General features: G+C 43.3%; 11 protein-coding genes. 4 read left to right on the top strand and 7 right to left on the bottom strand.

The annotated features are described in order from the left end of the window. Positions 1–21: 21 nt before the first annotated feature. Positions 22–1,323 (bottom strand): phosphate regulon sensor histidine kinase PhoR, encoded by a 1,302-nt coding sequence (gene phoR / locus BM528_RS03380; RefSeq protein ID WP_071978665.1) that lies wholly within the window; start codon positions 1,321–1,323, stop codon positions 22–24. 68 nt (positions 1,324–1,391) lie between these two features. Next, positions 1,392–2,081, bottom strand: coding sequence for a phosphate regulon transcriptional regulator PhoB (gene phoB / locus BM528_RS03375; protein ID WP_071978664.1), 690 nt, complete (start codon positions 2,079–2,081; stop codon positions 1,392–1,394). Positions 2,082–2,349: 268 nt separating this feature from the next. Here phoB and BM528_RS03370 point away from each other — a divergent pair, with 268 nt between their 5' ends. Together BM528_RS03370 and rdgC are read left to right on the top strand one after the other, a co-directional pair. Beyond that, positions 2,350–4,080 carry a sensor histidine kinase gene (locus BM528_RS03370; protein ID WP_071978663.1) on the top strand — a complete coding sequence of 577 codons (1,731 nt, stop codon included), beginning with the start codon at positions 2,350–2,352 and terminating at the stop codon, positions 4,078–4,080. A 104-nt stretch (positions 4,081–4,184) separates the two neighbouring features. Continuing rightward, the gene (rdgC, locus tag BM528_RS03365; RefSeq protein WP_071978662.1) at positions 4,185–5,096 is read left to right on the top strand and encodes a recombination-associated protein RdgC; all 912 of its coding nucleotides are present in this window, start codon (positions 4,185–4,187) and stop codon (positions 5,094–5,096) included. 137 nt (positions 5,097–5,233) lie between these two features. On the opposite strand, the gene BM528_RS03360 is transcribed toward rdgC, so the two are convergent. Continuing rightward, positions 5,234–6,070, bottom strand: a complete 837-nt coding sequence (locus BM528_RS03360; RefSeq protein ID WP_071978661.1) for an HDOD domain-containing protein — start codon at positions 6,068–6,070, stop codon at positions 5,234–5,236. A 370-nt stretch (positions 6,071–6,440) separates the two neighbouring features. On the opposite strand from BM528_RS03360, the gene BM528_RS03355 reads away from it, so the two are divergent. Then, a complete protein-coding gene (locus BM528_RS03355) occupies positions 6,441–8,138 on the top strand; it encodes a dipeptidyl-peptidase 3 family protein (RefSeq protein WP_071978660.1) in 1,698 nt (565 codons plus the stop codon). Positions 8,139–8,279: 141 nt separating this feature from the next. Here the strand turns inward: BM528_RS03355 and BM528_RS03350 are convergent, their stop codons facing one another. The 4 genes from BM528_RS03350 to folB are packed head-to-tail and all read right to left on the bottom strand — an operon-like array spanning position 8,280 to position 10,356. After that, entirely contained in the window at positions 8,280–8,651 is a 372-nt protein-coding gene (locus BM528_RS03350) for a histidine triad nucleotide-binding protein (RefSeq protein ID WP_071978659.1), read from the bottom strand. A gap of 48 nt (positions 8,652–8,699) precedes the next feature. Further along, positions 8,700–9,500 (bottom strand): undecaprenyl-diphosphate phosphatase, encoded by an 801-nt coding sequence (locus BM528_RS03345; protein WP_071978658.1) that lies wholly within the window; start codon positions 9,498–9,500, stop codon positions 8,700–8,702. An 8-nt stretch (positions 9,501–9,508) separates the two neighbouring features. After that, on the bottom strand, positions 9,509–10,003 hold the full coding sequence (folK, locus tag BM528_RS03340; RefSeq protein WP_071978657.1) for a 2-amino-4-hydroxy-6-hydroxymethyldihydropteridine diphosphokinase: 495 nt from the start codon (positions 10,001–10,003) through the stop codon (positions 9,509–9,511). Continuing rightward, complete coding sequence (gene folB / locus BM528_RS03335; RefSeq protein WP_071978656.1) at positions 10,003–10,356, bottom strand: dihydroneopterin aldolase; 354 nt, start codon at positions 10,354–10,356, stop codon at positions 10,003–10,005. The genes folK and folB overlap by 1 nt, the downstream gene beginning before the upstream one ends. A gap of 281 nt (positions 10,357–10,637) precedes the next feature. Between folB and plsY the strand changes: the two genes are divergently transcribed. Next, entirely contained in the window at positions 10,638–11,240 is a 603-nt protein-coding gene (gene plsY / locus BM528_RS03330; protein ID WP_071978655.1) for a glycerol-3-phosphate 1-O-acyltransferase PlsY, read from the top strand. The last annotated feature ends 26 nt before the right edge of the window (positions 11,241–11,266 follow it).

The following is an 11,266-nucleotide window of genomic DNA, read 5'->3' as shown; positions in this document are numbered from 1 at the left end:
ACCCCTTTAGGTGGCGCACTTTTAAGATTGTTCAGCAATAAGTTCGTTATCCAATTCGAATGAAAAATTGCTGCCCTTTCCTACTGTGCTGCTAATGTCCAAAGATGAATTATGGTGGCTTAGCACATGTTTCACAATAGAAAGACCTAATCCAGAGCCGCCTGTTTTTCGAGACCGTGCTTTATCCACGCGGTAAAAACGCTCGGTTAGTCTGTTCAGGTGAGCTTGCTCTATGCCTTCGCCATTATCTACGACAGAAAAACAGGCTCCCGATGGCTTACGGCTCCAGTAAACGTTAATCTCTCCGCCTGCTGGCGTGTAATGCACCGCATTAAATACCAAGTTAGAGCACGCGCTTCGCAACTCTGTCTCAACACCGTAAACCGATAACTCTTTGTCTACATGGAATGTGATGGTGTGACCTTTATCTTTATTTAGTGCCTGCGCCTCACGTTCTATTAGCGACAGCATTGAACCCACGTTGACTACATTTTCATAAACCCGTTCTGAACTTGCTTCAATTCTTGATAACACCAACAGGTCTTCTATCAAATTTTGCATGCGATGGGTTTGTGTCGCCATTTCGCTCATGGCCTTTTTAACGAAAGGGTCCGCGCCTTCCGCTTCAGGCATAATTTCTAAATAGCCGTTTATAACAGTTAAAGGCGTTCGTAACTCATGAGACACGTTTGCAACAAAATCTTTTCGCATCGCCTCTAGCTGAGATACTCGCGTAATATCTCGAGCGATGAGCAGCAGGTGCTCTTCCCCGTAAGGCATAATGCGGTATTCAAAGGTTTTATTAGGATTTGTGGGCGACGGTACTTCAATGGGGTATTTGTAATTTCCCGCATGAAAATACTGAATAAACTCTGGGTGCCTGAGTAAATTGTCGAGGCGGCGCCCAGCGTCTTTTGGCCACTTTAAACCTAACTCTAGTCGCGCTAACCGGTTACACCATAGAATACATGCTTTAGAATCAACCACCACTGCGGCGTCGGGCAATGCTTCCGACCCTTCCCTGAAACGCTTAACGAGCTCGCCGAGTTCTTTTCGCTTGTTTCGATTTCTTCGCTGCAGGTAATAAATACCTTCATAGATATGTTCCCACACGCCACGGACTGTAGGCGGAGACATTTTTCTACTGTGCCAAAGCCAACGATTTAACTTATACAAATGCCAATAGTTGAAAATAAGTAATACGACAGCTCCAAGTGCCACAGCAAACAGCATATCGTCTAACAGCCATCCGCCTAGCGCAAAAAGCACTAAGAAGATCAGCAAACGAATGGTGCTTCTAAACCATGAAAAGGGGTAATACATATTGGAACTCGTGTTACAGAAATTGAGGGACACGCCGCTGCGTAGCAACGTGCCCAGAATGTCGAGCGCTAGGCCTTACCAGAAAAACGATACCCCGCACCGCGAACTGTTTGGATCATAGCATCGTGACCATGCTTAGAGATAGCTTTACGCAAACGACGTATGTGCACATCAACCGTTCTGTCTTCAACGTAAACATTAGTACCCCATACGTTATCAAGCAGCAGTTCTCGGCTATAAACCCGCTCTGGGTGAGTCATAAAAAAGTGTAGCAGCTTAAACTCTGTTGGGCCCATATCTAGAGGTTCATCGTTGGCAGTAACACGGTGAGATACTGGCTCAAGCTTTAGACCGTTGAATTCGATTGGCTCTTCATTTGATGTTGGCGTAACTCGTCGCATAACGGCTTTTATACGTGCAACCAACTCTTTAGGTGAAAACGGCTTGGTAATATAGTCGTCTGCACCGGCGTCTAGACCGCGAATTTTATCTTCTTCTTCGCCACGTGCCGTAAGCATAATGACTGGGATATCGCGAGTGAATTCGTGCTGCTTCAAGCTTTTTGCTAACTGAACACCGCTGCCACCAGGTAGCATCCAATCTAGCAAGATAAGATCAGGATATGGCTCGCATACTTTCTCTTTAGCAATATCAAAATCTTCTGCTTCAATAACAGTAAAACTCGACTGTTCTAAAACGAATTTTAGCATTTCACGAATAGGGGCTTCGTCTTCAACCACCAATATAGTGCGAGACATAGTTGTCTTCCTGGTCATTTTTAATTTTCGCTATTATTAATGTGGTCTATGACAGTTTTATTAAAACGATTACATTTGTGTGTCAAGTTTTACATATATCCTACTATGTATATAGTTTGAGCTGATAATCTTGTTAATTAATAGAATTTTGCATATTCTTAGCAAACAAAACTGCACTAATCTATAACGCTAAATCAGATTAAGGATACGCGTGTAGTTAGGGTTTATTTTAGTCAGAGCTCGATTTTAGACAGGGGTAAGTTAGTCGATGGCTGCGGTGAAAACAGGGTTATCAAGGAAGCTGTTAACAAGAGTACTCTCAGTATATTTTGCCCTCACACTTATTGTGACCGTAGGCCAAATATTTACCGAATATCTCAGTACTAAAAATCATGTCGAGCAAGAACTACAAACACTCAAAAACACCTTTTCATCTAGCTTAACCCGCGCCATGTGGGAGATTAATGAAGAGCAAGTCCGCGCTATAGCCGAAGGGCTTATGTCAATTCCAATCGTAGAAGGCCTTCAAGTAAGGGGCGAAAACGGTAATTTCATTACACAGCAAGGTATTAGAAGAACCCGCTCTCCTAACCCCGTAGAACGCGAACTTATTGAAGACCACTCGGGCGGTGTTTTCAGTTACAGTTTCCCCCTTGTATTTAAATTCGCTGGACGCGAGTCAACCGTCGGCGATGTCACTTTATATTCAAGCTTCGATACTATTTTCAGCCGTATAGAAGTGGGTGTATTTTTCTTGATTGGCAATGCCATGGTCAAAACCACTTTTCTGGTCTTTCTCTTTATGACCGCATTTCGCACTATGCTGTCTGAACCTCTGCAAAACATTACCGAACAAATGGGTAACTTCGACCCGCTTCATCCGGAAGAAAGTAAGCTTACCTTAAAAGTTGAAGACGACAACGAACTGCTGCAGTTAAGAGATTCCTATAACGGCGTAATTGATGACTTAATCGCATCGAATGAAAAACTGAAAAACGCACAAAAAGAGCTTACCGAAGCCAACGCAAAACTCGATGATCAAAACCTTGTGTTAGAACAAGAAGTCGCAAAGAAAACAGCCTCACTTTCGCAAATAATGTTAGATTTAGAGCAGCAAAAAGACGAGCTGATATCCCACCAGCGCGAGTTGCGGCAAGAGAATAAAAACCGTCAATATATAGAAAGCGAGTTGCGTAAGAAAAATGATGAGCTTGCTGGGTCAATGGAAACGCTCCATCAAGCGCAGGCACAGCTAATAGAATCGGAAAGGATGGCCTCTCTTGGGGGCCTAGTAGCCGGTATCACTCACGATATAAACACCCCACTTGGCGTGAGCGTTACCGCGGCAAGCTTTCTTCAAGAAAGGCTTAACAATTTAAAACAAGACTTTTCAGACAATAGCTTAACCAGTAAAAGCATGGCCAGCTTTATTGACGAAGCTGATCAAACCGCCCTTTTGCTTTTAAATAATCTAGAACGAGCTTCCGACCTTATCGCTAGCTTTAAGCAGGTAGCTGTAGATCAGACCAGTGAAACCGAGCGCGATTTTGTGTTGTGCGAGTATATTGAAGAAATCTTACAATCACTGAAACCAAGTTTTAAGCACACGCAGCACAATATATCCCTGAGCTGCCCTAAAGACTTGGTGGTCACTTGTGCCCCGGGCGCAATAGCGCAAATCGTGACTAACCTTATCGTTAATTCACTGAATCACGGTTTCGAAGACAAAACATCTGGAAACATCTCACTGAATGTTGAGGTTGTAGACGGTCAAGTGGTTATGCACTACGAAGATGATGGAAAAGGCTTAGCCAAGGAAGAACTATCGCAACTGTTTGATGCATTTTTTACTACAAAACGCGGTTCCGGTGGCAGCGGTTTAGGTACGCACATTGTGTACAACTTAGTTACTCAATCGCTTCAAGGCAAAATTGACGCTCAAAGCGAACCAGGGAAAGGGCTTAGCTACACCATAAGCTTTCCCATTTCCCAACATTAAAGCCACGGCTTTAAAACGACAACGCTAAACATATTTCCAATTGCGCGGCGCGAGATAGGTTGGTACGCTTGCGCCCCGTTTTCTTCAATGAGATTTCCCCTTCTATGTGGTTTAAAAATATAAAAGCATTTCAACTAACACAGCCACTGTCGCTAAACGATGAAGACTTAGAACGTATGCTCAGCGAGCATGCTTTTCGCCCTTGCGGCAGTCAAGACTTAGCCACTATGGGGTTTGCATCACCCTTTTCTCAAGCTGGTAAGTCGGGCACCATGTTTCACTGCGTTCAACAGCGTTATTGGATAACTCTTAAAAAGCAGGAAAAGATTTTACCCGCTGCCGTGGTGAATGCCGAGCTCGAAGAAATGGTTGCCAAAATAGAAATGGAAACCGGCTCACCGGTAGGTAAAAAAGCCAAATCAGATCTCAAGCAGGAAATTCAAACTCGATTACTGCCCCAAGCATTTACTAAAAACAGCTATACGCACGGTTTTATTTCTCTTCCCGATAACCTAGTGGCTGTTGATGCATCATCAGATGGCAAAGCAGAAGCATTTTTAGCCATGGTTCGCAAAGCGATAGGCTCTTTGCCAGTGGTGCCATTTACTCGTCATAGCCTTCAAAGTGAATTAACTCACTGGGTAACAGACGCAACGCCAGAGAATATAGAACTGCTTGAAGAAGCCGAATTAAAGTCTACTGACGATACTGGCAGCGTTATACGCTGTAAAAATCAGCCTCTTGATAGCGATGAAATTAGTCTGCATTTATCTGGCGGAAAACTGGTGCAAAAGGTGGCCTTCGAATATGCTGAAAGTCTCTCGGCTATTATGTGTGAAGATGGCGCGCTTAAGCGTATAAAGTTTACCGACCGCATTAAAGAAGAAACTGAAGACGTTCCTAAAGATCAGGTTGAAGCTCGTCTAGATGCTGAATTCGCCCTGATGTCAGCGGAAATTACGACGCTACTCAACTTCCTTAGAGATACATTAAAACTTAACGATACGGATATTTAGACTAGTTCAACGTTATAAATTCCTGAACACTCCCCTGACACAAAAAAAGCACGTATGTTTTTCTACATATCGTGCTTTTTTTACCTGTTATTCATACCACTAAGGTGCTCAGAACATGGGCTCTGAGCGTTTTCTAGTTACATAAATATTTGTTTTGCCGCACTCGATAGATCATTAAACTCATCTGAGTGCAAAATACTTATGTCTTCAACAATGTTTCGCTGGACAGCAAGATTCATAATCGCATCTTTCTGGCTGCCAATGGCGCCAGAGAGCGCTGCACCTACGCGAACAAAATCGATGTAGCCTACATTTTCCGGAATGAAGCTTAAGTCTTTCCAATACTGCGCAATGTTCACAAAGGCTTCGTCAAATTCCCACTCTTTCATAATGCTAGCACCAATGCGGCCCGACAGCTTATCTATAGCAACATCAAGAAAAGACGGGTTTGCAAACACTTCTGGATGGCGCTCAGCTTCAGTAAGAACCGGCAATACCCCGATATTGTGTACCAAGGCTGCCAGCGTCATAGTATCTATGCTCATTTCGCGCTTTTTAGTTCTCGCTATATACAGCTGCAGTACCGCCATTGAGTTAGCAACAATATTCACGGTAGACGCCCACTCTTTTTGGAGATAGCGGGTTACTATATCGTTTTTTGAAACGAACAATTGTTCCATCGCAAGAGCGGTAGAAATATTCTTTATTTGGCGCAAACCAATTCTGGTCACCGCTTGGTTAATTGAGGTCACTTTTACACTGCGCCCCATGTAGGCACTGTTCGCTATTTTGATCATACGAGCGCCTAGGGACGGATCTTGCCCCACCACATCGGCCATCGCATTTAAATTTATATCCGGGTTATCCGCCGCTTTTCTCACTTTTAACGCAATTGCAGGTAGCGTTGGAAGTACAAGCGTATCGTTATTAATTTTTTCAACCAAAATTGTTGAGAGCGCGTTCTGTGTAGACATAGTTCTACCCTTAGAAAATTCTATATGGCTTTTACAAGCCACTCATTTAATTACATATTGATACTACTCACGCATGTTGCCGCCCAATCTTGCTGTTAAGCAACCAGACGAAGCGTGCAACCGTCACAATGAATACAGCATCCCTTTGTATTTTCGGTGGGACTAACCAAATAATATGATATAACTTTAACCATACTATCTTAGTGATTCAGTTTCGACCAACGAAATATTGTTAGCCGCATTACATTCGAAAGAAAGTATAGACAAGTCACTGAAAAGCACTATTGATATCAAACAACTAAGTGAATACTTTTTGCAAAATCAAAAATATAGCTTTTAAATTATAAATAAAAAACAGTAAGAGTTACTTATGATAAAAACCAAAATTTCAACGCTTTCTCCTATAGCAGTGGCTCTCGCAGGCGCCCTTATGCTAGGAGCATGCAGCAAAGCAACAGATACAGCTCCTTCAACAACTGTAGCTGATGAACAATCTTCACAACAGACACTGATTGTGGATGAATCTCGCCTGTCTATCTATCACCCAGTCGACCTTACCGCTGACTTAAGCCATCTTAACGAGAATCAGCACAAGATGCTGTCACTGCTTATTGATGCCTCGAAAATAATGGATGACTTGTTTTGGCAACAAGCATTTTTTGGCGACAAAGACAGTTTTTTAAATGGGATTGAAAGTGATGAAGTGCGACATTTTGCCACTATCAATTACGGTCCTTGGGACCGTTTAAACGGCGATGCTGCATTTCTCAGTGGTTATGAAGAAAAGCCTCAAGGCGCGGAATTTTATCCTCACGATATGGATAAAGCTGAATTCGCCACCGCTAATTTTAGCGACAAGCAAGGGCTGTACTCATTAGTTAAACGCGATGAAACGGGCAGCCTGTATTCTCAACCGTACTCTCAAGCCTTTAAAAGTGAATTAATGAAGGCGTCTGAATTACTCGTTCAAGCCTCTGAGTTGGCTGAAGACGAGAGCTTTAAAGCGTACCTTAAACTTCGTGCAGATGCCCTTTTAAGCGATGATTACCTTGCTTCAGATATGGCATGGATGGACATGAAGACCAACCCTATCGAGCTTGTTATCGGCCCTATTGAGTCGTACGAAGATCAGTTATTCGGCTATCGTGCCGCGTTCGAAGCCTATGTACTGATTAAAGATTTGGCGTGGAGCGAAAAACTTGCTAAATATGCCGCATTTTTACCAGAGTTACAGCAAGGTCTTCCGGTAGCTGAAGCTTACAAAGCTGAAGTGCCTGGGTCGGACGCAGACCTCAATGCATACGATGTTATTTACTACGCTGGCCATTCCAATGCCGGTAGTAAGACTATTGCGATTAACTTGCCAAATGACGAGCGCGTTCAGCTTGAGAAAGGAACCCGAAGACTGCAACTTAAAAATGCGATGCAGGCCAAGTTCGACAATATTCTTGTCCCCATTGCTGAAACGTTAATTGTACCTGAGCAACGCAAACACATTACATTTGACGCATTTTTCGCTAACACCATGTTTCATGAAGTTGCTCACGGATTAGGTATAAAAAATACACTAGACGGCACTAGCACCGTGCGTCAGGCATTGAAAGAACATGCATCGGCTTTAGAAGAAGGCAAAGCAGATATCCTTGGCCTTTATATGGTGCAAAGCCTACTAGAAAAAGGGGAAATAGCAGAGGGTTCTCTGGAAGACTACTACGTTACCTTTATGGCCGGCATATTCCGCTCAGTTCGCTTTGGCGCAAGCTCAGCGCACGGAAAAGCCAACATGATACGGTTTAACTTCTTTGCACAGCAGGGCGCATTTGAGAAAACCGAAGATGGGTACTACCGAGTAAATATGATGAAGATGGGTGCTGCTGTTGAAGCGCTTTCTGAGTTAATTTTGACATTGCAAGGTGACGGCGACTATGACGGTGTTGTTGAATTGGTCGAGACGATGGGTGTTATTAAACCCGACCTAAATAGTGATTTGGCGCGTTTGAGTGACGCCAACATTCCTGTCGACATCCATTTTAATCAAGGTAAAAAGGTACTTGGGCTAACTGATTAGCCGGTATTAATAAGCCCCCAGCCGTTGACTGTCTCAATGGCTGGGGGCTTTCAACTTTCATCACCTTGAATTTGCACCTACATGAGCACCTGCATTAGCACCTACACTAAAACCCACCTAACTAGTGTGGCGTAACAACAGCTACTCTACGTGCTTTTTCATATCTTCAGTATAAGGCGGCCAACCTAGTGGCTTTCCAGCTAAAACATGTAAGTGGATATGGTAAACCGTTTGGCCGCCAAATTCGTTACAGTTCATCACTGTTCTAAAGCCCTGCTCCGCCACTCCCAAGTCGTTTGCCACTTTTGCTGCAACCAAAGACAGGTGCCCAACAATCTCTCTGTCCTCATTTTGGATATCATTTACCGTTGCAATGGGCTTTTTAGGAATAACAAGGAAGTGAACTGGAGCCTGAGGATTAATATCTTTAAACGCCAGAGCCATATCGTCTTCATAGAGGATATCAGCGGGAATTTCTTTATTAATAATTTTAGTAAAAATAGTTTCTGACATACCTGTTGTTCCTTTTTTATTAACTTGGCTTTTTCGGGGCGTTAGTTTTTAAGCAAAAACAAACCACAATAATATCGTGCCCAGTGCAAGACGATAGAGCACAAATGGCAACATGCCAATTCGCGAAATCCAGCTTAAAAACAAATAGATACAGATGTAAGCGCTAATAAATGAGAATATAGCGCCATACATGAGCGCTTGCCAATCTACTGCTTCGTTCGCTTCGATAAGATCATAAGTAGCCAGTAAGCCAGCACCTAATATTACCGGAATAGACAATAAGAAAGAAAAGCGCGCACAGGCCTCTCTTTTCAACCCCAGCATAAGGCCCGCGGTCATGGTAATACCTGAACGGGAAGTTCCAGGTATTAGCGCCAGCACTTGAGCCAAACCAATCCAAACCGCCTGTTTCATAGTGAGTTTATCAAGCTCTTGTGTTCGCTTTGCCGTTGCATCGGCGTACCACAACACAAGACCGAAAATAATGGTGGTACCAGCAATGACTAGCGCCGTGCGTGCATTATCCTCAATCCAGCCTTTCATTAGAAAACCCACAATTACAGCAGGAACAGTAGCTATAATTACATACCAAGCTAGCTTACTGTCTGTCGATTGTTGTTTACTGAACCCCTGAGTGCACCACGCCACCGTCATTTGTGCTATCTCCTGACGAAAATAGATCATAACCGCCAAAAGACTCCCCACATGAACCGCAACATCAAATGCCAAACCTTGGCTTACCCAACCAAATAACTCTGCCGGCAATAACAAGTGGCCAGAACTACTAATAGGAAGAAACTCCGTTACTCCTTGGATAATAGCCAGAATTATAATTTCAAAAAGTGTCATTCCTTTGTTTAACTCCAGGTAAATTCAATAGGCCAGAGGCGCTGTTTTTGTTTATCAAAAGACGCCCACATTTGGGCATAAGTTTTCTTTGTTTCAGGATGAAAATGGTTGGGCATAAGTTCTGCTAAAGGCCAAAGTACAAAGGCATTGTGACAAATCTCTTCTCGTGGCAGAACCACCGGTGAGCGAGTTACCACATCATCATAGGTCAGCAAATCGAGATCTAGCGTTCGCGCGCAAAACTTTTTATCAGTATGAACTCGCCCATTGTCTCGCTCAATTTGTTTTAACGCATCGCACACCGCATCAATACTGAGGGACGTTGAAGCACGAGCAACTAAATTGTAAAAGGGGCTACCATTAAAACCAACAGCCTCGCTCTCATACACGGAGGATAGGGCTACATCAGTAAAGTGCGCTTTTAGCGCAATTACCGACTGCCGAGTGTAATGTTCGCGCTCAATATTAGAACCAATACTAATTAAAATAGTGTGTTGTGACATTAATTACGCTCTCGCGAGAGCGCTACAGCCACGGTTTGCGCATTTGGTAATATATTCGGTTTTACAATTTTTACCGTTATTGCAGCTACATTAAAGGTTTCGAGCACAGCGGACATCACTGCGTTGCCAAAGGCTTCTAATAATTCAAATTCGCTGCGTTTACCCACTTCAACAATACACTCTGCCACTTTGGCATAATCGATGGTGTCGTTTACGTTGTCGCTGCGCATTGCCGCGTTTAGGTCAGCAGTTAGTGTTACATCTAATAACAGCGACGTTTGCTGCGTACGCTCCCAATCGTAAACACCAATTAACGTTTCAACCGTTAATCCAGCTATATAAATTTTACCCATGAATTTTGTCAACTTATGTTGTTACTGGTCTTACTACTGCGAAATAAGCGACATTTACGTCGCTCAAAGGTGGTATATCGTATTTGGATGAAGTAGCGTTATGCTGATACAAGGCTAACCGCAGTAAACGTGGCACAACTATACCTTTGTATAGCAACATGGGGCAACTGAGGTTTTCGTTTTTAATCAAGGTTTAGGTGAATTCATTTTTTACATTGCCCATTGTTTTATTAACTCAATTAGCAAAGAACAACATTCAATAGAGCGATAATTTTATACCTATGATATCCCTAACCGTGTTAATGATTGCAGTAGCCTACCTTTTTGGTTCGCTCTCTAGTGCGGTTGTAATTAGTCAGGCGTTTAACTTACCCGATCCGAGAACAGCAGGTTCTAAAAATCCGGGAGCCACCAATGTCTATCGATTAGGGGGGAGAATTCCTGCTCTGCTGGTATTGGTTATGGATATTTTAAAAGGCACTACTCCGGTTTACGGCAGCTACTTTTTGGGTATTGAGCCACTGGGGTTAGGATTAATTGCTATTGCGGCCTGCCTAGGCCATATTTTTCCACTGTATTTTGGGTTTGAAGGCGGTAAGGCCGTGGCGACAGCCTTTGGCGCCATGCTGCCAATTGGATTAGATCTTGCGGGCTTTTTGATAGTAAGTTGGATAGCGGTGGTTTTTCTAACCGGCTACTCATCTCTTGGGGCGCTTATCGCAGTAAGTCTAGCACCTATTTTCACTTGGTTCGTAAAGCCTTTATATACAGTGCCCGTTGCCATGCTTTCAATTCTTATTGTGGTGCGTCATAAAGACAATATTTCACGATTACTCAGCGGCACAGAAAGCAAGGTGTGGGACAAAGGTAATATCAAAGAGTAGTCGGTATTTAGTATTCGGGTATTCCG

Source organism: Alteromonas sp. RW2A1, assembly GCF_001886475.1.
GTDB classification, from domain to species: Bacteria; Pseudomonadota; Gammaproteobacteria; order Enterobacterales; family Alteromonadaceae; genus Alteromonas; species Alteromonas hispanica.
The sequence above is the reverse complement of the archived record's forward strand: the minus strand, read 5'-3'. Positions and strand labels throughout refer to the sequence as shown.

Coding starts and splice junctions, on each gene's coding strand:
- folB (WP_071978656.1), bottom strand. CDS start 10,356: ATGGGTAAAATTTATATAGCTGGATTAACGGTTGAAACGTTAATTGGT.
- BM528_RS03345 (WP_071978658.1), bottom strand. CDS start 9,500: ATGACACTTTTTGAAATTATAATTCTGGCTATTATCCAAGGAGTAACG.
- BM528_RS03350 (WP_071978659.1), bottom strand. CDS start 8,651: ATGTCAGAAACTATTTTTACTAAAATTATTAATAAAGAAATTCCCGCT.
- plsY (WP_071978655.1), top strand. CDS start 10,638: ATGATATCCCTAACCGTGTTAATGATTGCAGTAGCCTACCTTTTTGGT.
- phoB (WP_071978664.1), bottom strand. CDS start 2,081: ATGTCTCGCACTATATTGGTGGTTGAAGACGAAGCCCCTATTCGTGAA.
- BM528_RS03360 (WP_071978661.1), bottom strand. CDS start 6,070: ATGTCTACACAGAACGCGCTCTCAACAATTTTGGTTGAAAAAATTAAT.
- BM528_RS03370 (WP_071978663.1), top strand. CDS start 2,350: ATGGCTGCGGTGAAAACAGGGTTATCAAGGAAGCTGTTAACAAGAGTA.
- phoR (WP_071978665.1), bottom strand. CDS start 1,323: ATGTATTACCCCTTTTCATGGTTTAGAAGCACCATTCGTTTGCTGATC.
- rdgC (WP_071978662.1), top strand. CDS start 4,185: ATGTGGTTTAAAAATATAAAAGCATTTCAACTAACACAGCCACTGTCG.
- folK (WP_071978657.1), bottom strand. CDS start 10,003: ATGTCACAACACACTATTTTAATTAGTATTGGTTCTAATATTGAGCGC.
- BM528_RS03355 (WP_071978660.1), top strand. CDS start 6,441: ATGATAAAAACCAAAATTTCAACGCTTTCTCCTATAGCAGTGGCTCTC.